Source organism: Paenibacillus sp. JT22N12 (assembly GCF_056269365.1).
This window is the reverse complement of record NZ_JBWDNU010000002.1, coordinates 1,071,285-1,092,601: the sequence shown is the minus strand read 5'-3', so window position 1 is coordinate 1,092,601 and position 21,317 is coordinate 1,071,285. Positions and strand designations below refer to the sequence as shown.

General features: G+C 52.8%; 22 protein-coding genes and 1 pseudogene. 3 read left to right on the top strand and 20 right to left on the bottom strand.

The features are described 5' to 3' along the window. Positions 1–18: 18 nt before the first annotated feature. From AC0YOA_RS10265 to ald, 7 genes are all read right to left on the bottom strand, one after another. Complete coding sequence (locus AC0YOA_RS10265) at positions 19–1,356, bottom strand: pyrimidine-nucleoside phosphorylase (RefSeq protein WP_475786476.1); 1,338 nt, start codon at positions 1,354–1,356, stop codon at positions 19–21. A gap of 52 nt (positions 1,357–1,408) precedes the next feature. Continuing rightward, positions 1,409–1,588, bottom strand: a complete 180-nt coding sequence (locus AC0YOA_RS10260) for a Spo0E family sporulation regulatory protein-aspartic acid phosphatase (RefSeq protein WP_210041732.1) — start codon at positions 1,586–1,588, stop codon at positions 1,409–1,411. Positions 1,589–1,697: 109 nt separating this feature from the next. After that, the gene (locus AC0YOA_RS10255; protein ID WP_475786475.1) at positions 1,698–2,522 is read right to left on the bottom strand and encodes a purine-nucleoside phosphorylase; all 825 of its coding nucleotides are present in this window, start codon (positions 2,520–2,522) and stop codon (positions 1,698–1,700) included. 29 nt (positions 2,523–2,551) lie between these two features. Further along, complete coding sequence (locus AC0YOA_RS10250; RefSeq protein ID WP_210041736.1) at positions 2,552–3,727, bottom strand: phosphopentomutase; 1,176 nt, start codon at positions 3,725–3,727, stop codon at positions 2,552–2,554. Between the two features lie 50 nt (positions 3,728–3,777). Beyond that, positions 3,778–4,677 carry a site-specific tyrosine recombinase XerD gene (gene xerD / locus AC0YOA_RS10245; protein ID WP_475786474.1) on the bottom strand — a complete coding sequence of 300 codons (900 nt, stop codon included), beginning with the start codon at positions 4,675–4,677 and terminating at the stop codon, positions 3,778–3,780. A gap of 131 nt (positions 4,678–4,808) precedes the next feature. Next, a complete protein-coding gene (locus tag AC0YOA_RS10240) occupies positions 4,809–5,039 on the bottom strand; it encodes a DUF4227 family protein (RefSeq protein ID WP_475786473.1) in 231 nt (76 codons plus the stop codon). Positions 5,040–5,182: 143 nt separating this feature from the next. Beyond that, complete coding sequence (gene ald / locus AC0YOA_RS10235; protein ID WP_475786472.1) at positions 5,183–6,286, bottom strand: alanine dehydrogenase; 1,104 nt, start codon at positions 6,284–6,286, stop codon at positions 5,183–5,185. Between the two features lie 175 nt (positions 6,287–6,461). On the opposite strand from ald, the gene AC0YOA_RS10230 reads away from it, so the two are divergent. After that, complete coding sequence (locus AC0YOA_RS10230; RefSeq protein ID WP_475786471.1) at positions 6,462–7,730, top strand: S8 family peptidase; 1,269 nt, start codon at positions 6,462–6,464, stop codon at positions 7,728–7,730. Positions 7,731–7,789: 59 nt separating this feature from the next. On the opposite strand, the gene fur is transcribed toward AC0YOA_RS10230, so the two are convergent. The 4 genes from fur to AC0YOA_RS10210 form a co-directional block, all read right to left on the bottom strand. After that, entirely contained in the window at positions 7,790–8,242 is a 453-nt protein-coding gene (gene fur / locus AC0YOA_RS10225; protein ID WP_210041748.1) for a ferric iron uptake transcriptional regulator, read from the bottom strand. A 97-nt stretch (positions 8,243–8,339) separates the two neighbouring features. After that, on the bottom strand, positions 8,340–8,984 hold the full coding sequence (spoIIM, locus tag AC0YOA_RS10220; RefSeq protein WP_210041759.1) for a stage II sporulation protein M: 645 nt from the start codon (positions 8,982–8,984) through the stop codon (positions 8,340–8,342). A 131-nt stretch (positions 8,985–9,115) separates the two neighbouring features. Next, a complete protein-coding gene (locus tag AC0YOA_RS10215; protein ID WP_475786470.1) occupies positions 9,116–10,312 on the bottom strand; it encodes an endonuclease Q family protein in 1,197 nt (398 codons plus the stop codon). After that, positions 10,312–10,875 carry an NUDIX domain-containing protein gene (locus AC0YOA_RS10210; protein ID WP_210041763.1) on the bottom strand — a complete coding sequence of 188 codons (564 nt, stop codon included), beginning with the start codon at positions 10,873–10,875 and terminating at the stop codon, positions 10,312–10,314. The genes AC0YOA_RS10215 and AC0YOA_RS10210 overlap by 1 nt, the downstream gene beginning before the upstream one ends. A 185-nt stretch (positions 10,876–11,060) precedes the next feature. Here AC0YOA_RS10210 and mciZ point away from each other — a divergent pair. Next, positions 11,061–11,132, top strand: a pseudogene (gene mciZ, locus AC0YOA_RS10205) (Z-ring formation inhibitor MciZ); the annotation flags it as partial. Positions 11,133–11,316: 184 nt separating this feature from the next. Here mciZ and AC0YOA_RS10200 read toward each other — a convergent pair. The 6 genes from AC0YOA_RS10200 to lpdA form a co-directional block, all read right to left on the bottom strand. After that, a complete protein-coding gene (locus tag AC0YOA_RS10200) occupies positions 11,317–12,447 on the bottom strand; it encodes a M20/M25/M40 family metallo-hydrolase (RefSeq protein WP_475786469.1) in 1,131 nt (376 codons plus the stop codon). A gap of 134 nt (positions 12,448–12,581) precedes the next feature. Beyond that, positions 12,582–13,319, bottom strand: coding sequence for a lipoyl(octanoyl) transferase LipB (lipB, locus tag AC0YOA_RS10195; protein WP_475768003.1), 738 nt, complete (start codon positions 13,317–13,319; stop codon positions 12,582–12,584). Positions 13,320–13,334: 15 nt separating this feature from the next. Beyond that, complete coding sequence (locus AC0YOA_RS10190; protein WP_475786468.1) at positions 13,335–14,708, bottom strand: dihydrolipoamide acetyltransferase family protein; 1,374 nt, start codon at positions 14,706–14,708, stop codon at positions 13,335–13,337. A gap of 11 nt (positions 14,709–14,719) precedes the next feature. Beyond that, positions 14,720–15,703, bottom strand: coding sequence for an alpha-ketoacid dehydrogenase subunit beta (locus tag AC0YOA_RS10185; protein ID WP_210041792.1), 984 nt, complete (start codon positions 15,701–15,703; stop codon positions 14,720–14,722). A 2-nt stretch (positions 15,704–15,705) separates the two neighbouring features. Then, entirely contained in the window at positions 15,706–16,740 is a 1,035-nt protein-coding gene (locus tag AC0YOA_RS10180) for a thiamine pyrophosphate-dependent dehydrogenase E1 component subunit alpha (protein WP_475768009.1), read from the bottom strand. A 123-nt stretch (positions 16,741–16,863) separates the two neighbouring features. Continuing rightward, positions 16,864–18,291, bottom strand: coding sequence for a dihydrolipoyl dehydrogenase (lpdA, locus tag AC0YOA_RS10175; protein WP_475786467.1), 1,428 nt, complete (start codon positions 18,289–18,291; stop codon positions 16,864–16,866). Between the two features lie 234 nt (positions 18,292–18,525). On the opposite strand from lpdA, the gene AC0YOA_RS10170 reads away from it, so the two are divergent. Continuing rightward, positions 18,526–18,825, top strand: a complete 300-nt coding sequence (locus AC0YOA_RS10170; protein ID WP_475786466.1) for a DUF2627 domain-containing protein — start codon at positions 18,526–18,528, stop codon at positions 18,823–18,825. A gap of 193 nt (positions 18,826–19,018) precedes the next feature. Here the strand turns inward: AC0YOA_RS10170 and clpP are convergent, their stop codons facing one another. From clpP to AC0YOA_RS10155, 3 genes are all read right to left on the bottom strand, one after another. Beyond that, positions 19,019–19,615, bottom strand: a complete 597-nt coding sequence (gene clpP, locus AC0YOA_RS10165) for an ATP-dependent Clp endopeptidase proteolytic subunit ClpP (protein ID WP_210041800.1) — start codon at positions 19,613–19,615, stop codon at positions 19,019–19,021. 25 nt (positions 19,616–19,640) lie between these two features. Next, positions 19,641–20,387: an RNA polymerase sigma factor gene (locus AC0YOA_RS10160; RefSeq protein WP_475786465.1), complete on the bottom strand. Its 747-nt coding sequence runs from the start codon at positions 20,385–20,387 to the stop codon at positions 19,641–19,643. Positions 20,388–20,680: 293 nt separating this feature from the next. Continuing rightward, complete coding sequence (locus AC0YOA_RS10155; RefSeq protein WP_475786464.1) at positions 20,681–21,280, bottom strand: hypothetical protein; 600 nt, start codon at positions 21,278–21,280, stop codon at positions 20,681–20,683. Between the last annotated feature and the right edge of the window lie 37 nt (positions 21,281–21,317).

Genomic DNA, 21,317 nt, shown 5'->3' with positions numbered 1-21,317 from the left:
TCTCATATTGGAAATCGCTTAAGCCTCGAACCGTTTGATGCCGTCCGAAGTGACGACCGACAGCAGCAAGGGCTTGCGGGCAGGCTGATCTTGTCCGCCAATTGTGTATGCAGCAAGCACGCGCTGCGCTACTTCGCTGACAGACGGGCTGCGATCCCGCGCATGAAGCTCTGCAATGATGTCGCCGGTCTTCACGCTGTCGCCGACCTTAAGCTTGAGCATCAAACCAACCGCATGGTCGATTTCATCTTCTTTGGCTGCACGGCCGGCGCCAAGGAGCATTGCAGCAAGTCCAAGCTGCTCAGCATCAATCTGCTGCACGAAACCATCCTGCTGCGCTGTCACATTGATAATCTCGGGCGCCTTCGGCAGCAGGCCTGGATTATCCGCCACAGCAGGATCACCGCCCTGTGCAGCGACAAAAGCCCGGAACTTCTCAAGCGCCGCCCCGGATTCCAGCTTCTCGCGCAGGAGCTTTTCCGCCGCTTCCAGATTATCCGCCTGCCCGCCCAGAACAACCATATGGGCGCTCAACGCGAGGCATAGTTCAAGCAGATCCCGGGGACCCTGTCCCTGCAGGACCGTAATGGCCTCCTCCACTTCAAGCGCGTTGCCGATGGCATAGCCGAGCGGCTGATCCATATCGCTGATCAGGGCTGCCGTCTGGCGGCCAACCTGCGAGCCGATCTTCACCATCGCAGCCGCCAGCGCTTCCGACTCTTCCAGCGATTTCATGAAGGCGCCGCTGCCTGTTTTCACATCCAGAACAATGGCATCCGCTCCGGCGGCAATCTTCTTGCTCATAACCGAGCTTGCGATGAGCGGAATCGATTCAACAGTAGCCGTCACATCCCGCAGGGCGTACAGCTTCTTGTCTGCCGGCGTAATATTGCCACTTTGGCCGATAACGGCTATACCGATATCGTTCACCTGGGCGAAGAACTGCTCTCTGGAGAGCTCCGTGCGAAAACCGGCCATCGATTCCAGCTTGTCGATCGTTCCGCCCGTATGGCCCAAACCTCTGCCGGACATCTTTGCGACGGGTACCCCGCATGCGGCAACCAGAGGGGCGACAATCAGTGTCGTCTTATCGCCGACGCCTCCAGTGCTGTGCTTGTCCACCTTGATGCCGCGAATGGAAGAGAGATCGACCTGATCGCCCGATCTTGCCATAGCAAGCGTCAACTCAGCGGTCTCCTCTGCAGTCATGCCGCGAAAAAAAACGGCCATTGCCCAGGCCGACATCTGGTAGTCCGGGATGTCGCCTTGGCAATAACCTTCAATGAGAAATGACAGCTCCCCGGCAGTCAGGGAGCCGCCCCCTCTTTTTTTACGAATGAGATCAACGGTCCGCATCTCTTCATCCTCCTTAATGAGGGGTGCCTGTGTGGTTCGGGATCAAGAGAAATTAAACCGGCTTGGATTCTTCAAGCGGCTTGCTTTTTTCCGCTTGTGCTTTCAAAATAAGCAAATCAAGCGTCTGGCTGAGCAGCAGCACGTCGCCATGCAGAAAGGTCTGCTGCCGCATAGCTGTCGCCACCAGTTGTCCCCGTAAACGTTCCAATCGGTGATTCGTATGGTTGTCCATGAAAATCCTCACTTTTTCGCTTTATCATGGACATTATACGACGGTTGCTGAACAAAGAATGTCACAATCAGTCGAGGTCATTATTACAATTTTGTTACAAAAAACGCAACTAAAGGAGCGGAATTAACCCCTCTACAAGACCTAGGAACCGTGTTTTTACTTTTTCGGTTGTTTCCATCACCTCTTGATGCGACAAAGGTTGATTCAAAATACCCGATGCCATATTGCTTATGCAGGAAATTCCCAGCACTTCGATGCCGGAATGACGGGCTGCGACAACTTCAGCCACCGTCGACATTCCGACAGCATCCGCCCCCATAATCCGCATCATGCGAATTTCGGCAGGTGTTTCATAGGATGGACCCAGTACGCCGATATACACACCCTCGCGCAGGGAGAAGCCCTGCTGCCGGGCCGTCTGGACGGCAAGCGCGCGCAGCCGGCGGCTGTACGCCTCAGACATATCGGGGAACCGCACGCCAAGCTCATCCTCATTCGGACCGATGAGCGGATTGCGGCCCGTCAAATTAATATGATCGCTGATCAGCATCAAATCGCCCGGCTCATAGCCTGTATTGATGCCTCCCGCCGCATTGGTGACCACCAGAATGCTTACTCCGATGGACTTCATCACCCGCACCGGGAAGGAAGTAAGCTCCGGTCCATAGCCCTCGTACATATGGAACCGGCCGCGCATAAGCACAACAGCCCGTCCGGATATCGTTCCGATCAGGAGCTCTCCGGCATGGCCTTCAACCGTGGATATTGGAAAGTGGGGAATGTCCTCATAGGGTATCGTAACCGCATTTTCCAGGTTATCGCCAAGGATGCCTAAACCCGATCCAAGAATAAGTCCCACTTGCGGTTTAAGCTGTGTCCTGCTTGTAATATAGTCTGCCGCTTCGGCAATATGAACCGCATTTAATATTGTCATTCCTGTTCGCCCCTGCCATATAAAATGTTTTAACGCAATCCTTTTATAAAGGATGCTCCGCTTTGCGGCGGCTTGACTCCGAAATTATCCGCGATGGTCGCGGCTACATCCGCAAGCGTCGACCTGACTCCAAGCGGCCCCGGAGACTGAAGCGCAGGACTGTACACCAGCAGCGGGACATACTCCCTCGTATGGTCGGTCCCCGCATGCGTCGGATCATTGCCGTGATCAGCCGTAATGATCAACAAATCCCGATCGCCCAGCGGTTCCATTAGAGACGGCAGCGCACGGTCAAATTCTTCAAGCGCCTCGGCATAGCCCTTGGGATCGCGTCTATGGCCGTACAAGGAATCGAAATCCACCAGATTGGTGAAAAGCAGCCCTTTAAACGGCCGTTCCAGCATTTCGCGGGTTTTTTGAATCCCGTCCGCATTGCTCTTAGTCGGGAGGGATTCGGTAACGCCCTCCCCGTCGAAAATATCATTGATTTTTCCGACTGCGATGACATCATAATTTTTGTCCTGAAGAGCATTCAAAAGTGTCGGCTCAGGAGGCTTAACGGCGTAATCATGGCGATTCGGCGTACGCTTGAAGGCTCCCGGCTCCCCTATGTATGGTCTTGCAATGACGCGGCCAATGGAATAACGGTCGTCCAGCGTCAGCTCCCTGGCAATCCGGCATCCCTCGTACAGCTCGTCCAGTGGAATAACTGATTCATGGGCTGCGATCTGGAAGACGCTGTCTGCTGACGTATACACGATCCACTTGCCTGTCCGGATCTGTTCCTCGCCCAGCTCCTCAATAATGTCCGTGCCGCTGGCCGGCTTGTTGCCGAGCACGCCGCGGCCTGTCCGGGCCTCGAAAGCCATAAGCAGATCAGGCGGAAAACCGCCCGGAAACGTGCGGAATGGCGTCGTCAGCTTGAGGCCTGCCAGCTCCCAGTGACCTGTCATCGTATCCTTGCCGACCGATACCTCAGCCATTTTACCATATGAAGCGACTACTTCGCCTTCGGGGGTCCAACTGCCAAGCGGAGTGATCCGGTCCAGTCCAAAACGGCGTAAATGGGGTAACTCAAGGTTGGGCACTCGCTCCAGGATATGACCGATCGTGTGTGCGCCTTCATCTCCGAAAGAAGCGGCATCAGGAAGCTCACCTATTCCGACGCTGTCAAGTACAATCAGCGCAATTCGATCAAATCTCATCGTTCTACCACTCCTATTCCAATCCATGATGTGATGGGCTTTAAGCCGTCTTACTTTACTTTCGCCCTGGGATGGGCCTGATTATAAACGTCCTTGATGCGCGCCTTCGTTACCTGCATGTAGACCTGTGTGGTGGAAATATCGGCATGTCCCAGCATTTCCTGCACGCTGCGCAAATCCGCCCCGTTCTCCAGCAAATGCGCCGCAAAGGAATGACGGAGCGTATGCGGCGTAATTTCACTTTTGATCCCGGCTTCGATGGTGTATTTCTTGATCATCTTCCAAAAGCCCTGCCTGGTCATGCGCGTCCCCAGCTGATTCAGATAAAGAGCGTTCTCGGCGCTCCCTTCCTTCAGCAGCGTATGCCGAATGGATACCAGATAAGCGGAGAGCGCCTCGCACGCGATGCCCCCAAGCGGAATGATCCTCTCCTTGGCACCCGCTCCCACGCAGCGAATAAAGCCAAGCGATAAATTGATATGATCGACATCAAGCGAAATCAGCTCGGATACCCGGATACCCGTCGCATACAGCAGCTCCAGCATCGCTTTATCCCTTACTCCCGCGAGAGTCGAGGTATCTGGGGCAGCGAGCAGGCACTCCACTTCCTCGACAGTCAGCACCTTCGGAATCCGCTTCTCCTGCTTGGGCGTTTCCATATTCAGCGATGGATCATGATTGATCATCCGCTGGCTGGTCAGGTAATGAAAGAATGAGCGAATGGAAACCGTATGCCGTGACACGGTCGCCGTAGCTCTCCCCTGCTGCCGAAGCTGGAGCAAATAACGGGAAATATGATGCATTTGGATATCAACGATTTGCGTTAGGCCCTGTTGTGCCGAAAAATCGAGAAAACAGACCAGATCCCGTTCATAGGAAGTGAGCGTATTTGAGGAAAGCCTTCTCTGGGCTTCCAAAAAACGGATGAACGTCTGCAGATGAGCTTTCATGGGTTGTTCCTTTCCCGTAAATCGTTCAACTTCACAATCTCTACAACTGATATATTCCACAGGCATCGCTGTTTTCCTGCCAAACGGGCCCACTTCATGTCGAAACCGCGCAATCAGGCACTCATGCGGCGTTATTCACCATACCAGTAAAAGACTCTCAGCCTCTCGGACAGGCTTGTATCTTCAGCCACAGCATAAGGTTGAAACACTTTGAGCGCATGACCCTGCGGAATGCGGTAAGGATCGGAAGGAACAATCCAGGCGGCGGCAAACCGGCAGCCGCCATACATCAGTATGGTGAGAATAGCAAGCAGCAAAGTAAAAGAAATCCGCCTGACCCACCTGCGCAACGACACGACCATAGTTATCGTCTCCTCATTTTTTTGGTGGAGAAGCATACCCCGGAATTGCCCCGGCGGTTGTCCTCTTTCATCACCTTATGTGAGAGAGACGCCTTTCATGTCAGATCAACCGGCGCAGCCAAGCCAGTTAAGATTATGTCGGCTTATAGTGGAACATAAGGCATGCCGACCGCTTCCGCGACCTGCGGGTGGGTAACATGCCCTTTATACGTATTCACACCCTTGCCCAGCGACGGGTTGAGCACGGCAGCCTGCTCCAGCCCCTGATTGGCAAGCTCCAGCGCATAAGGAATCGTGACATTCGTCAGCGCGTAGGTTGAGGTGCGCGGGACCGCCCCCGGCATATTGGCTACGGCATAATGAAGCACGCCATGCTTCTCATAAATCGGGTCGGAATGCGTTGTAACCCGGTCAATCGTGGCAATAGTACCTCCCTGGTCAACCGCAACATCGACGATAACCGATCCTTTTTTCATCGTTTGGACCATTTCCTCCGAGACCAGATGCGGAGCCTTGGCACCCGGGATCAGGACCGCCCCGATAAGCAGATCCGCCCTTCGGACTGCAGCGGCAATGTTATAGGAATGCGACATCAGTGTCTGAATCCGGCCGCCGAACACTTCATCAAGGTAACGCATGCGCTCGGCGCTCTTTTCCAGAATCACCACGCTTGCTCCCATCCCCAGCGCAATTCGGGCCGCATTGGTGCCGACGATTCCGCCGCCCAGAATAATGACCTCCGCCGGAGGGACACCCGGCACGCCCCCCAGGAGTACGCCTCTGCCGCCGTAGAAAGCCTCCAGAAACTGCGAGCCGACCTGTACGGCCATCCGTCCTGCCACCTCGCTCATAGGCGTCAGCAGCGGCAGACTCCCGTTCTCCAGCTGAATGGTTTCGTAAGCAATGGCCGAAACCTTGGCATCAACCAGCGCTTGTGCAAGCGGCCCGGCTGCAGCCAGATGCAAATACGTAAATAATACAAGTCCAGGGCGAAAAAAACGGTATTCTTCCGGCAGCGGCTCCTTGACCTTCATGATCATATCGGAGCTGCTCCACACATCCGCCGCATCCGTGCCGATATGGGCGCCTTCGGCAGCGAATAATTCATCCGGAAAGCCGCTTCCCTCTCCTGCTCCCGGCTCAATCATCACCTGATGTCCGGCAGCAGCCAATACAGCAGCGCCGGCCGGCGTAAGGGCCACCCGATACTCGCTTGATTTGATTTCCTTCGGCACTCCGATTCTCATACGAACTCCTCCTAAGCATAGCTATTATTCTTCATATGCAGGGAATGGACGTTGTTGACAGTCCTCGACGATACGTTTTCCTGCTGTGCTGCAAATTATGTGCAGCCAGGGCGGCAGCTGCCCATGCCCGGAAGCATTTGCCCCCATACAATGGATTATTAAAGGAGGGCATACCTTGCAAAAGCTTGAACGATTGCTTAAAAGGTGTATTAAAGACCGGGCGGATGCGTCAACCAGACGCACTGTAATCGGTTTTAAACAACGCTCGCAGTATATAAAAGCGGTGAAGGAGCTTTACAGCGAGGGCATCCATCCCATCAAAAGCATACAGGAAAGCAAGGCGATCTGCTGCCATCTCAATGCAAAGCAAAAGAATAGGCTGAAGGCGCTGAACAATCATCCGCACATCCAGTATGTGGAGGAGGATTTTAAAATAAAGGCGCACAGCCTGCCCGAAGCCTCCCGTTCCCACAGGAAGAGGCATGGAAAAAAACAAACGGAAGTCTGGTTCTCCCCCAAAAGGATCACCTGGAACATTCGCCGTGTCAAAGCGCCCCGCGTATGGCCGCTGACCCTGGGCAAAACGGTGGGCATTGGCATCATTGATACAGGCATCGCCAAGCATCCTGATTTGCATATCGCCGGAGGTGTAAACACGATAAATGGCAGGTCCTATCGCGACGATAACGGTCACGGGACCCATGTTGCGGGTATTGCGGCCGCTCTTGGGACAAAAGGCCAAATTCCGGGAGTCGCGCCAAGAGCCAGCCTTTATGCGGTCAAAGCGCTTGATGCCAACGGTGAAGGCTACTTATCCGACATTATAGAAGGCATCAACTGGTGCATCGAAAAAAATATCCCTGTCATTAATATGAGCCTTGGTCTGGAGGGTGGAACGAGCCTGGCTCTGCGGGAGGCGGTCCGCCGCGCGAGCAGGAAAGGAATTGTAATAGCCGCCTCCGCCGGCAATAACGGCCGTCTGAGCGGAGGTATCGATGAGCCGGCCAAATATCGTGAATCCATTGCGGTAGCCGCATCAACAAGAAGCAACAGGATTGCTCCTTACAGCAGCAGAGGCAAAGGCATCGCTGTCACCGCGCCCGGCAGCGATATCAAATCAATCTGGCTTGACGGCGGCTACAAGATTCTATCCGGCACCAGCATGTCCAGTCCCCACGCAGCCGGTACAGCCGCGCTGCTGCTGTCGCTTGAACCCCGCCTGACTCCATCAGCCGTCAGGCGCCGCCTTGAAGCTGCCGCCTGCCATCTGCCGGGGTACAGCAGACTGTCACAGGGTTACGGGCTGCTGAATGTTCCCGAATCAATCAGACAACCATACTTGCGCTTCTCCCGGCGCCGGTTGACAGACAGCGTCGGCTTTAATAATTCGCATCGCAAGGCTGGCAGTACGGCAGCCCGCATCAAAAAAGTCCATAAACATTAAAAAAATCCCCGTGTGTGCGTCGCAGCCTTCAATGCTGAAGGAGCGGCGCACCATGAGGATTATTGTTGTTCGTTCTTGCTGCGGCAGCGGCTGCAAATGCCTTGAAAATCAAGACGATGATCGATGACCGCAAATCCATATTCCAGCTCCAGCCGTTCTTCAAGCGGACCGAGCCAATCTTCCAATATTTCATCCATCGATCCGCACTGCACGCAAATCAGATGGTGATGATGATGCTTGTTATTATCCGTGCGCAGGTCATATCTGGCCACGCCGTCTCCAAAATTCAGCTTCTCGACTACATGCAGCTCGCTTAACAGCTCAAGCGTCCGGTATACGGTAGCGAGTCCAATCTCCGGCGCTTTATCCTTAACAAGCATAAAGACATCTTCCGCGCTCAGATGATCCTCTTCGTTCTCCAATAATACACGTACTGTCGCTTCGCGCTGCGGGGTCAGCTTGTACCCTTGCGACTGAAGCTGCTGCTTAATCTTATCAATCCGGGATTCCATGGCTTCCCCCCTCGCAACTGCTTCGTGCCTATCACCGGAAACACTTGATATAATTATAGGGGCACATCGCGAGGAAAGTCAAACTTTTTTAGAATGATTACAATCCGCTGCCAAGGCCCGATATGAGCGGCACCGCCCACTTCAGAAGAACCGGCGAGATGAATGATTCCACCAGCGCCGCCCCCAGTGCAATGAAGATCATGAGCACACCCGTCGAGGTATGTGAAATAAACGATTGGCTCATGGAGCCGTAGCTGCCAAGCAGTCTGTTCTTGATAATATAAATGGAAAACGATACGGCAGAAACGCTTGCGATAAGAAGCGCGGGCACCACAATCAGGTTGGCGGGAGCGACCGATACCAAAGAGAAGAGCAGCCCCTTCCATTCATGCTGGCTGACCAGTGTGCCGACGGCAAAACCGACCAGAACCCCCTTCAGGAAATCCAGTGCCAGAACAAGGGGCATCCCCACAACAGTAAGTCCAAGCACCCATATTAGAATAATCCATTTGGCGTGGAATATGGCGCGTTCCCAGAATGACTCCGTGCTGCCTTCGAGCATCCCCGATTGGATGCGCTGGGCAAATTGCTGAACATCGCCGGCCAGATCCTGCTGCTGGTCAAGCGTCAGCGCATTGACCAGCAGCGCACCGAATACAAGACCAACAACAAACAGAACAGATACAAATACATAAAGGACCAGCTGGTCCTTAATCATCGGTTGCAGCGAAGAAGAACGCATGACATATCCCTCCAAAAGAGCCGGATGGTTCATTGTATGTCCAAGCCGTCTCCGCTATACCGTCTGATTTGCCTGAGTGCGTTCAATGACCATGATTGCGCCGGAAGCGGTTCATTTCAGTTGGGCGGACTCTATAACTTCGCGACCCTGCCATATCGCCCTCCGCCTCCGGCCTGAAGAACAAGCGTGCCGGAACGGGAAGCTGCGATCACCTCTGCCGCAGCCTCTCCCGCCGTCTCCGCGACTTCTGTAATCGGCGCGTCATGAAGAATCTGCATCTCCGTGCCAAACCTGGCAAGCAGCTTGTCCATCGACCGCTTCCCAACCCCGGGGATAAATTCCAATGGAACCTGATACACATAAGGCGGCCTGTTCTCCGGTACAAAAGGCTTCTCTCTGCCGGCCTGTGCGGCAAGCTGCTCGATGCGGTCCATTACCCCGCGCACCTGCTTTGGACTGCCGCAGTGTACACAACGCCCCGCCGCATTCGTCTCTTCCGCCAGCTCGCCGCAGTTCACGCAGTAGGTCCGGTGATATTTGCCCAGTACCGGATTGAGGCCATAATTTGCTGTAATGGCTCTGCCCGACTCGCCGCGAAGCGCAAGTGCAAGTTCGGCAAAGGAAGGCTCGGCGAGCAGGAGCTCATTATATTCGCGTCCGATCTTGCCCAGCGAATGAGCATCGGAATTTGTTACGAATGGAAGCTTATCAAGATCGGGAATCAGGCCGGCCATGCGGCTGTCCGAGCTTAGCCCCAGCTCCACGGCATCAATCAGCGCCGGGTCCAGCGTTTGATCCAGCCGGTCGGAGCAGCTGCCGAACAGGCTCTTATGCGGAGTGAAGATATGAGCCGGGATGAACAAGCCGCCCCTGCTCTTCACTTCCTCCTGCAGTAGTCTGGCAGGCACATAAAGGCGCTGCGAGCTGAGATTTACATTTTTCATGTGACGTGCCATCCATGTTGTGAACTGCGTCATGTCCGCAAGTGTGGGAAGGTAGGCAAGATGATGGGCAGGACCGCATCCCTCATCCCTGACTTCGATTTCCGCTCCCAGCAAAATCGTTGTATCCCGGTAGCGGATCCCCCCGCCCGGGACCTCCTCCATCTCCCCGCTGTCCAGCAGACGGATAATATCCTTCTGCACGCCGGGAGAATGACAGTCGATAACGCCAAGCAGGCCGATTCCTTTGCGGATGGCAGCTTCATGGGCTATATTGCGGAAGGTCAAATCGCGGCTGCCGCTTATTTTGACCGGCTCGCCGCTTTCCGTCCGCCCGATATGCAGATGGAGATCAGCGAATACCCGCCCAAGCTTCACTGCCCCCATTACAGCCGGATCTCCCCCGTAAGCCGGTATATATGCCAGGCGTATACAGCCAGAATAGTCTTCGCATCGCTGATGCGCTCCTCGCGGATATACTGCTGCGCCTGCTCGAAGGTGATTGCCTCCACAGCCAAAAATTCATCCTCATCCGGGCGGCTGTCGCCCTTCACAAGATCTTCCGCCACATACATGTAGAGCTTCTCATTAGCAAAACCCGGGGAAGTATAGAACGCGCTGAGCGGACGAAGCTTGCCTGCCCTGTATCCGGTCTCTTCCTCCAGCTCGCGAGCGGCCGCCGCCATGGGATCCTCGCCCGCATCCAGCTTGCCGGCAGGGATTTCGATCTGAAATTTTTCCATCGCTTTCCGGTACTGCTCCACAACAAGCATTTTGCCGTCAATGAGTGCCAGTACGGCGGCAGCTCCCGGATGCCGGATAATTTCCCTTGTTGCCGTACCGCCCCCCGGAAGCGTCACGGTATCCACCTGCAGCGAAATCACTTTTCCTTGAAAAACAGGCTCTGTCGATACCGTTGGCTCACGGTACTCATCCGTATGTTCCAGCATGTTCCTTCACTCCTAGTTGTTATTCAACAGGCGAGTAAGACAACCTTGTCATACCCATCCTGTTTCCCGCATAAGATTAAGCATATAACTTTCTTTTCAGTTGAAGCCGCACAAATCAAACAAAGCTGCTGAATGGTTAAAATTTCCGCCAAATGATTATAAATAATTAAAGGGGGTTTACGGTGATGAAACAATATTCCTTCTCCAGTCAGTTAACGCTTGTCGGCAAAGCCTGGGAAATCCGCCATCAGTTAAAATTAATGGTGCAGCAAAGCCCTGCTCACATTCGCGGGAGCAAAATCAAATCCGCCGGCACGTTGGGAGATTATCTGGAGCATCGCCGCCCTGCCAGCCGCTGAATACTGCCATCATTCCATAACTTGGATAAAGACCGGACAAATTATTGTCCGGTCTTCTTGTCGGTTATTCAGATGACTGAAGTTATCCCCGTTTATTCGCCTGAGCAATAATCTCAACGACGAGAGAAGCTGTTTTAACCAGATCTTCCACTTTAATCTGTTCCTTGGTCGTATGAATATGCTCATAACCGATGGCCAGATTCACAGTCGGAACACCCAGGCCGTTGAAAATATTGGCATCGCTGCCTCCCCCGGAATGAAAGGTCCGCGGTTCTCCCCCGATCCCTCTGATCGCTTCCTTGGCCAGCTCAACCACCGGATCGCCATCATCATAAGCATAAGCGGGATAAATGATCTGGCTTTGAAAATCCGCTCTCGCACCATAATCAGCCACCGTGCTCTCCACCGCTTCGCGCATGGCTGTAATCTGCTTATCCAGCTTCTCCTGCACGATACTGCGCGCTTCAGCGTCAAGCTTGGCGTAATCGCAAACGATATTCGTCGCCCCGCCGCCTTCGAATCTTCCAATATTAGCTGTCGTTTCGTGATCGATGCGTCCCAGCGACATACGGGCAATTGCCTTGCCCGCCACTTGAATGGCACTGATGCCGTCCTCCGGATTAACGCCGGCATGAGCGGACTTACCGAAGATTTTGATTGTAATCTTCGCCTGGGATGGAGCGGCTACGGCGATATCGCCTATTCTGCCGTTGGAGTCCAGGGCATAGCCAAACTTGGCCTCCAGCTTGGAGCGGTCCAGCGCCCTGGCGCCAACCAGGCCGGATTCCTCACCTGCCGTAATGATGAACTGCACAGGTCCATGCGGCAGATTGTTCTCCTGCAGCACACGGATCGCTTCCATCATCGCAGCGAGACCGGCCTTGTCGTCGCTGCCAAGAATTGTCGTGCCGTCGCTGCGGATATAGCCGTCGGCATCAATCTGCGGCTTGATTCCAATGCCCGGCGTGACCGTATCCATATGCGAGGTGAAGAAGATCATCTGAGCTCCGTCAGCGCCGCGGCCTTCCAGCCTGGCGATCAAATTCCCGGCGCCATGACCCGTCTTCTGCGCGGTGTCATCTTCCTCTACAGAAAGGCCCAGCGCCTTAAATTTGGCGGTCAGCACATCACAGATTTGACGTTCATTGCCCGTCTCGCTATCGATGCGTACAAGCTCCATAAATTCGTCTACCAAACGCTTCTCTTTGATCATACACTTTCCACCGTCCTTCTCTATCGTTTACAATAGTAAAGTATGGACCTTATTCTACACGAAAGGAGCATGCCTTCATGCGTGTCAACCGGATCATGAAAGTGTTTATCTGGATGATTATTTCGGCAATGCTGTTATCTACCTTGATTGTTGGCATTGGCTGGATTTTCGAATAATCCGGATGCAGCCGGTTCCTTGTAGCCAAACTGACGGCAAAAATGGGGAATAATGCCGGCAGCCGCCTGCTCGACTGTCAAATGAATACCTGTCAAATCGGCAAATGAGGTGACCGCAAAATCCTGAATCCCACACGGAATAATCCCTTGGAAGCCATCCTCTGCGATGCCCGCCTTCACATTCAAGGCGAAGCCATGACTCGTCACAAAACCGCGGCGGGTCCGGGCTTTATTGAATTTGACGCCGATCGCGGTAATCTTCTTGTCGTCCACCCACACGCCCGTATAATCCGGCTTCCGGCCGCCTTTTATGCCGTATTCGCCCAGCCAGTCGATGAATACCTGCTCCAAACGCCGCAAATAGCCATGCAGATCAAGTCCCACCGCATCAAGATAGAGCAGCGGATAGCCCACAAGCTGTCCCGGACCGTGATAGGTAATATCTCCGCCGCGGTCGATCTTGAACAGGCCGATGCCCCGCTGCGCAAGCTCCTCTTCCGAGTACAGAAGATGCTCCGGGTGATTCTGAGAGCCAACCGTATAAGTCGGCGGATGCTGAAGAAGAAGAAGCGATTCGACTCGCTCCTCCTTATCGATTTCTTTCACATAGGTTTTCTGCAAATCCCATGCTTCTGCGTACCCGAGCATAGGCGTATACGTAATATCCAGCGGTTGCGCCGCTGCTGCATTCATCATAATCCGTACCTCGTCTCAGTACAATTTCGTGTCCATATTGAAGCCTTCCAGATTCTCCTTCACACGCTGCAGGAAACGGCCGCAAATAACGCCGTCCAAAATACGGTGATCCAGTGACAGGCATAAATTGGCCATGGAACGGACGGCAATCATGTCGTCAATCACAACAGGCCGCTTGACAATGGATTCAAATGTAATGATCGCTGCTTGAGGGTAATTAATAATCGGATACGAAGCGATCGAACCAAACGATCCCGTATTGTTTACCGTGAACGTGCCGCCTTCCATATCAGAGAGCGTAAGCTTGCCTTCACGTGTTTTGCGCGCCAGATCGTCGATCTCGCGGGCGAGTCCGGCGATATTTTTCTGATCGGCATTTTTGATGACCGGCACCTTGACCGCATCCTCCGTGCCAACTGCAAGCCCGAGATTAATATCCCGCTTCACGACGATTTTGTCAACCGCCCATACGGAATTCATGATTGGCACATCTTTAATCGCATTCACAACGGCCTTGAGCATGAAAGCCAGATAGGTCAAATTGATGCCTTCGCGTTTGATGAATTCATCCTTGAGCTTGTTGCGGAGCACGACCAGATTCGTCACGTCCACTTCGATCATCGTCCAGGCATGGGGAATTTCCGATGCGCTTTGACGCATATTGCGCGCAATGGCATTGCGTACAGGCGTCACATCGATAAAATATTCCCGGCCTGACGTCGAACGGCCCTCGACTTCAATCGTCGGGATCGGCGGCGTATCCGTCAAATGCAGTCCTGTTGAGCGGACCGCCTGAAGCTGCGGCGACGCTGCAGAGTTTCCTGCCGGACTCGCCGTTGTCCTGTTATTGTTTCCTGCGGATTCGATAAAAGCAAGGATATCCTTGCGGGTTATCCGCCCGCCAAGACCCGTTCCCGGCACATGGGCCAGGTTAACGCCATGTTCGGCCGCCAGCTGCTGCACTGCGGGCGAGAAGCGGTGGCGCATGCTGATATCGCCCTCTTCCTGAACCGCCACAGATTGACCGCCGCCTGTGTTATAAGCGGCTCCCGCGCTTGAGAGAGCAGCAGCGCCTTGGGCACTCCTGGAGCCATTACCCGCGCCAGAGGACGTGCCTGCAGGCGGTAGCGCCGCGCTGCCTTCCTCTTCCACTTCAACCAGACAGACTGGCGTGCCAACAGGCACATTCTCGCCGGCGCCTACCAATATTTTGACAATGATGCCCTCTAGTGTGGAAGGCAGCTCGGCGTTGACTTTGTCTGTAATAATTTCACATATCGGTTCGTACATTTCGATGGTGTCGCCAGGCTGTTTCAGCCATTTGTCGATCGTCGCCGATACAAGAGATTCCGCAAGCTGCGGCATGACGATCTCCGTCACGATTTTCATTTACACCACTCCTAATAAAGTGCCAGATGCCTCATCGCTTCTTTCACTTTTTCTTTATTCAACATGAAATGCTTTTCTCCCGGCGGGTTGATCGGCATTGCCGGTACATCCGGCCCGCATAACCTCATGATTGGAGCATCAAGCTCATACAGCATTTCCTCCGCGATAATGGCTGACACCTCTGCCCCTACACCGCCGAATTTATTGTCCTCATGCACAATAAGCACTTTGCCCGTGCGGCGGGCGGCTTCCAGCACCGCTTCCTTGTCCAGCGGCTGAAGCGTCCGCAGGTCAAGAATGTGGGCGGTAATGCCTTCCTCCGCCAGTTCTTCAGCCGCCTGCATGGCAAAGTGAAGCGGCATGCTGTAGCTGATGACGGTAATATCGTCACCTTCACGCAGAACATTGGCTTTACCGATAGGCACGGTGTAATCGTCAGTCGGAACATCGCCTACGACAAGCTTGTAGCATTTCTTGTTTTCAAAGAAAAGCACCGGATCGGGATCACGCACCGCGGCTTTCAGCAGCCCTTTGGCGTCATAGGCCGAGTAAGGCGTTACAATCTTAAGGCCAGGCGTGCCGAAAAAAACGGATTCCGGACATTGCGAGTGGTACAACCCGCCGAATATCCCGCCTCCGATAGGAGCGCGGATGACAACCGGACAGGACCAGTCGTTATTGGAGCGGTAGCGGATTTTGGCCGCCTCGCTAATAATTTGATTCGTTGCGGGAAACATAAAATCAGAGTACTGCATCTCGGCGATCGGCTTCATGCCGACCATAGCTGCGCCAATGGCGACCCCGGCAATTGCCGATTCGGCAAGCGGCGTATCCATCACCCGGGCTTCGCCGAACTGTTCCAGCAGCCCTTTCGTGGTGGTGAACACCCCGCCCTTATATCCGACATCCTCGCCCAGTACGAAAACATTCTCGTCACGTTCCATTTCTTCCTTCATAGCGAGGCGGATCGCATCAATATATTCCATCATCGGCATGGTTAGCGTCCTCCCCCTTCGCCTTGACCTTCATCGTACACATGGAGCAAAATATCCTCGGGAGCCTGGAACGGCGCCTTGTCTCCATAAGATGTTGCATCATCCAGAAGCGCCTTGAGCTTCTTGTGAAGCTCCTCATCCTGCCGGTCGCTCCATAAGCCGCATTCCATCAGATATTGTTTGTATTTGGGTATTCCGTCCTTCGCCCGATTCTCGTCAACCTCTTCCTTAGTCCGGTAAGCCAGATCATTATCCGAGGTGGAGTGGGGAGACAAGCGGTACATCATCGCTTCAATCAGTGTTGGCCCTTCACCGGCAACTGCGCGGGCGCGGGCTTCCTTCACGACACGGTATACCTCCAGAGGATCGTTGCCGTCCACCTGGTAGCCCGGGAAACCATAACCGATCGCCCTGTCGGCAATCCGTCCGCTTACCTGCTTATGCAGCGGAACCGAAATTGCGTATTGATTATTTTCGCAAAAAAGAATGACGGGCAGCTTATGAACGCCTGCGAAATTACAGCCTTCGTGAAAATCGCCCTGGTTGCTGGAGCCCTCGCCGAAGGTGACGAAGCTCACCAGCTTCTGTTTCCTCATCTTCGCCGACAAAGCAATGCCGACCGCATGAGGAACCTGGGTTGTAACCGGGCTGGAGCCGGTAACGATACGCAGCCGCTTGGAGCCAAAATGGCCCGGCATCTGCCTGCCCGCGCTGTTGGGGTCTTCCGCTTTGGCGAATACCGAAAGCATCAGCTCGCGAAGCGTCATCCCGACAGCGAGCACAAGCGCGTAATCGCGGTAGTACGGGAGGAAGTAATCGACATCGCGGTCAAGCGCAAAAGCCGCGCCCACCTGTGCCGCTTCCTGTCCGATACCGGATACGTGAAAATTAATTTTGCCTGCGCGCTGAAGCAAAAGTCCTCTTTCGTCGTACAAACGTGCTGTCATCATCGTGACGTACATGTCGATGGCCTGCTCGTCCGTCAAACCGAGCTTGGCATGTCTGGATTGTTGCAGTGTGGATTCGGGTTGCGTCATGAGGGATGCCCTCCTTTTGGCTGCTATTATAACCTGGTACTAAGACTTGACTATACCTATTATAACCGACTTTCATTTAAAAGGAAATCCATTCAGAAATCGGTATATCTGTCGGGCTTGATCTTATATGACGGTTGCATTGCCATCGACGGCCAGCATCGCTTCGCCCAGCGCCTCAGAAAGCGTCGGGTGCGGGTGGATAACCTGTCCCACCTCCCAGGGAGCTGCGTCCATCAGCAGTGCCAGAGACGCCTCGGAGAGCAGATCTGTCGCATGCGGACCGACAAGATGGACACCGATAATATCATTCGTTTTTTTATCTGCGATCACTTTTGCAAAGCCTCCCGGCTCGCCCAGGATAAGAGCTTTTCCAATGGCCTGAAAAGGGATTTTGCCAATCTTGATGTCATGGCCCTGCCTGCGCGCCTCTTCCTCCGTCAAGCCGATTGAAGCGATCTCCGGATGGCTGTAAATAGCGCGGGGTATTTGGGCATGGGCGGTACCATACGGTTTGTTTCCAAGCAAATGTTCAACGGCAATCATCGCTTCATGCGCTGCAGCATGCGCCAGCTGCAGTCCGCCGTTCACATCGCCGATAGCATAAATATGAGGCTCGGTTGTCTGGAAGTTACCGTTAACCCGGATAACATCCGTATTCAACTGAATATCTGTGTTCTCCAGCCCGATTCCCTCGATATTGGCCTGCCGTCCCACGGAAACCAGCAGCTTCTCAGCCGCCAGAATGACTTTACCCTCGCTCGTATCTGCCTCCAGCGAAGCTTGTCCGTCTTTATAGGTATACGTATCGAGCTTCAATTGAATGCCCGTCAATATGCGGACACCTCGTTTTCCAAGCTGTTTGGTAAGCTCAGCCGAAACTTCCGCATCTTCTCCGGGCAGAAGACGGGCCGCTGTTTCCACTAGCGTTACCTCCACGCCGAAATCGATCAGCATTGAAGCCCATTCCACACCGATAACCCCTCCGCCGATGATGAGAATCGATGCTGGAAGCTGCTCCATGACCAGCGCTTCGTCGCTTGTCATCACCTGCGCAGGATCAGCTGGCAATCCTGGCAGGGTGCGCGGTCTGGAGCCAGTGGCAATCATCAAATGAACCGGTACAACCGTTTCCATCTCGCCATCCGCAAGCTCTACCGCAACGCTGCCGCTGCGCGGAGAAAAAATCGATGGGCCAATGACCCGTCCGGCTCCCGAAATAATCGTGATATTGTGCTTGCGCATCAAATATTGAAGACCTTTGTACAGCTGTTCTACGGTCTGTTCTTTGCGCTGCTGGACGCCTGGAAAATCAACGGTGACGGCACCCTCCGCCACTTTAATTCCGTATGTATCCGCCTTGAGCAGCGTGGAGTAAATCTCGGCGCTGCGCAAAAGCGCTTTACTCGGGATGCAGCCTTTATGCAGGCATGTGCCGCCAAGCTTTTCCTTCTCTATAATGACAACCTTCTTGCCTGCCTGGGCCGCTCTGATGGCAGCTGTATATCCCGCAATGCCTCCGCCAATGATGGCTATATCGCATGGAATGGTCATTTTCGTTCCCCTTTCACTTGTAGGCCGGGTGGCCAATAAGAAAAACTGATGCTTGCGGACCGTTTTTTCTCTCCCCTGTTTCTATTGTACCTGTTTTTCATGTCCGGGAAAACAGCACCTCTTTTGCAAATGGACAGTAAGGGCGTAAAAAGGTATGATTAACAGGTGAATGAGGAGACTTCTCCGCCAGTATCGTTGTACGGCTTCTGCTTATATTCAGGAGGAATTGGTATTATGAAACAGATTGTGATCCGCTTTATTGCTATCTTATTGTTAGTTATCCCCGGACTTGGGGCGACCTACGGTTTTCTGCTGATGAAGGATGCCGTGTTTCACTATTTTTCATCCTTTGGCGATGACCAGATAAATCCGAACTTCGAATGGCTGCTATTTATCGGCGGGCTGCTGCTATTTCTGGCAGGAGCCGGATTTATCGGAGGCTGGACCTTCTTCCGCGACAAAAAACGGAATTATCTCCAGTCGCGTTTCCGCGAGAAGCGCCCGCGTCCCCCGCGTCCAGGAGAGAATACGTGACTTAAGGAAAATCCGCTGCAGTATGAAGAAACGATTTCGCTGTCCTGTGGCATCGCAGCCAATTCTTCATTTAAATCCAAACGTTAGTTATAGGCGTGATGCTTTTTACAAGCTATAAGGTCAAAAAAGGAGCTTGCCGGCCATAAATCAGCCGGATCAGCTCCTTTTGTCTTGATTTATTTGATATTCACCTTTAGGCTGCTCCGCCGGACATGTCGGTTATGATCCCATCGATCAGTCCATAGGCTTTTGCTTCCTCGGCAGACATGAAATTATCACGGTCGCAGTCCAGTTCAATCCGCTCAATCGTCTGGCCTGTGTGATGAGCGAGCACCTTGTTGATTTTCTCACGTGTCTTCATGATCCAGCTGGCGTGGATTTGAATATCCGTCGCCTGGCCGCGTGCGCCGCCAAGAGGCTGATGAATCATGACTTCACTGTGGGGAAGAGCATAACGTTTACCTTTGGCTCCCCCAGTCAGCAGAACGGCCCCCCAGCTGCCGGCAAACCCGGTACAGACCGTAGACACATCCGGCTTGATCAGCTGCATCGTATCGTAGATGGAAAAACCGGCAGTTACCGATCCTCCGGGACTGTTCACATACAAGGTGATATCCTTCTCCGGATCGTCCGCAGCAAGGAATAGCAGTTGAGCAACAATGGAGCCCGCCATGCTGTCCTCCACCTCGCCGCTGACCATGATGATCCGGTCTTTCAGCAGCCTCGAATATATATCATAGCTGCGTTCTCCGCTCTTGTTCTGCTCAATAACATAAGGTGTTAAATTCATGGAATGATCCCCTTTCAATTGTGGTTTAAGCCGCTGCAAATAAATTCCACCGGGAACTTGCCGTATTTGATGTGCCTGCTGACGCCGAAGGTGCAGATACGGACAGGCGCTTTGCATGGCTGACGGCCTGAATAGTGTCCATCTGTCCATTATTCGCCAGAGCCAGCAGCACGATTGCTTGCGGATTCGCTTCGCGGACAGCCGTCATATATGCGAGCAGTATTTCATTGAAATCCGAATCACCAGAATTAACCGATTCCTTGTTAGACGCATCCCATGTGAGACGTCCTATGGTGGTGCGGGCGCGATGAAGGGCCGCCTTGACGGCGCCTTCCGATGTTTTCAGAAAGCCTGCGACTTCTGCCCCTGTATATCTGAAAACTTCCCTAAGCAGAAACACATTTCGCTGCAAAGGCGAAAGATGAAGCACCAGCAGACGCAGGGCATCTTCGATTTCACAATCATTCTCCATATCATCGAAAATATTCTGCATATGTTGATCCGTTACAAGCTCAGTCGAATGCTTGCGGCGTGCGTGATCAATGGAGAGGTTCTTGGCAATTCGCAGCACATAGGCTGTCGGATTCGGGTGAAGCCGGGTTCCATTCACGACAGGGAGCGCTCTTACACAGGTTTCCTGCATCAGATCCTCGGCATCCCAGGAGCTGTTGGTAATCGAAAGACAGTATCGCTTCAGAGTGGACAGCAGCCGCTCCATATCCGGCAGTACCCCGATTCTTTTTTCCGCGGATGGACTCGGGAAATTTCTCACGACGCGGCACCTCCTCATATTTGTCGCTTCAATTGGTAAACGAATGATTGGCTTCAAAGGATACGCAAGGTAAAAATAAAGTCTTACTTATTTGTATAGTTTATTACAAAATCACATTGAGTTCTCCTGTTGATTATACTTTGCTTTGTTGATGGAGATTATTGCTGAAAACAAAAATCCTCTCATCCATTGGTATTTGTATTAACCCAATGAACAAGAGGAATGATTTTAATTAACTTCTATTAACCCAAGCTGGGAAAATGATCTTCAAATGATTCCAAACACGATCCGCCCTAACGGCTCATTTCAGAAATACCGATTAACTCTTTAAATTCCTCAACCAATTCATGGGGGCTAACCAGCGTTTGAAAATATTCAACCCTCATTATATTTTTAAGTTTATTAATGGTGTCTTTACTTTTATGAAACAGGTTAAATGAATCCAGATTTGCTTTTTCAAGATTCTTTCGAACCATCTCAAGGTAGTTATCCTCAACTATTTCATCAAGCCGTTCACGTATATCGCTTCCTTCCTCATCCAAATAGAGGAACGCAATAATGTCTTTATCCGGGTACAGCTTCTCCGCCAATTCAATGACCATACTATTTTTTGCTTCATAATCCAATTCAAAATCAGCTGCAATTTCACCTGATTCGAATAAATTATATCCCCAACAATGATCTTTATCGTGATAAAAGTATAATACAGGCAGCACCATAGATATTTGTTTTGCATAATCCGGTACCTCATTGCCCAGGATGGCATCACCATTCAAGAAAATAAGCCATTCAGCGTTGAGTTCAGCAGCCTTTATGACAGAACTTTGTTCAGCCATGCTTTCCAGGGATTTTTTCGTATTTAAAGTTAGAAATCCGGATGTAAACTCGCTCATTATCTCAAAAGCCCCTTTTATTCAGAATCGCATCTTA

Coding starts and splice junctions, on each gene's coding strand:
- ald (WP_475786472.1), bottom strand. CDS start 6,286: ATGAGAATCGGAGTGCCGAAGGAAATCAAATCAAGCGAGTATCGGGTG.
- AC0YOA_RS10240 (WP_475786473.1), bottom strand. CDS start 5,039: ATGGTCGTGTCGTTGCGCAGGTGGGTCAGGCGGATTTCTTTTACTTTG.
- AC0YOA_RS10200 (WP_475786469.1), bottom strand. CDS start 12,447: ATGATCAAAGAGAAGCGTTTGGTAGACGAATTTATGGAGCTTGTACGC.
- AC0YOA_RS10190 (WP_475786468.1), bottom strand. CDS start 14,708: ATGAAAATCGTGACGGAGATCGTCATGCCGCAGCTTGCGGAATCTCTT.
- clpP (WP_210041800.1), bottom strand. CDS start 19,615: ATGAATTTAACACCTTATGTTATTGAGCAGAACAAGAGCGGAGAACGC.
- AC0YOA_RS10155 (WP_475786464.1), bottom strand. CDS start 21,280: ATGAGCGAGTTTACATCCGGATTTCTAACTTTAAATACGAAAAAATCC.
- AC0YOA_RS10260 (WP_210041732.1), bottom strand. CDS start 1,588: ATGGACAACCATACGAATCACCGATTGGAACGTTTACGGGGACAACTG.
- AC0YOA_RS10265 (WP_475786476.1), bottom strand. CDS start 1,356: ATGCGGACCGTTGATCTCATTCGTAAAAAAAGAGGGGGCGGCTCCCTG.
- AC0YOA_RS10210 (WP_210041763.1), bottom strand. CDS start 10,875: ATGCTGGAACATACGGATGAGTACCGTGAGCCAACGGTATCGACAGAG.
- xerD (WP_475786474.1), bottom strand. CDS start 4,677: ATGAAAGCTCATCTGCAGACGTTCATCCGTTTTTTGGAAGCCCAGAGA.
- AC0YOA_RS10215 (WP_475786470.1), bottom strand. CDS start 10,312: ATGGGGGCAGTGAAGCTTGGGCGGGTATTCGCTGATCTCCATCTGCAT.
- fur (WP_210041748.1), bottom strand. CDS start 8,242: ATGGAATCCCGGATTGATAAGATTAAGCAGCAGCTTCAGTCGCAAGGG.
- AC0YOA_RS10255 (WP_475786475.1), bottom strand. CDS start 2,522: ATGACAATATTAAATGCGGTTCATATTGCCGAAGCGGCAGACTATATT.
- AC0YOA_RS10170 (WP_475786466.1), top strand. CDS start 18,526: ATGAAACAGATTGTGATCCGCTTTATTGCTATCTTATTGTTAGTTATC.
- spoIIM (WP_210041759.1), bottom strand. CDS start 8,984: ATGCGTTCTTCTTCGCTGCAACCGATGATTAAGGACCAGCTGGTCCTT.
- lpdA (WP_475786467.1), bottom strand. CDS start 18,291: ATGACCATTCCATGCGATATAGCCATCATTGGCGGAGGCATTGCGGGA.
- AC0YOA_RS10180 (WP_475768009.1), bottom strand. CDS start 16,740: ATGACGCAACCCGAATCCACACTGCAACAATCCAGACATGCCAAGCTC.
- AC0YOA_RS10250 (WP_210041736.1), bottom strand. CDS start 3,727: ATGAGATTTGATCGAATTGCGCTGATTGTACTTGACAGCGTCGGAATA.
- AC0YOA_RS10185 (WP_210041792.1), bottom strand. CDS start 15,703: ATGCCGATGATGGAATATATTGATGCGATCCGCCTCGCTATGAAGGAA.
- lipB (WP_475768003.1), bottom strand. CDS start 13,319: ATGATGAATGCAGCAGCGGCGCAACCGCTGGATATTACGTATACGCCT.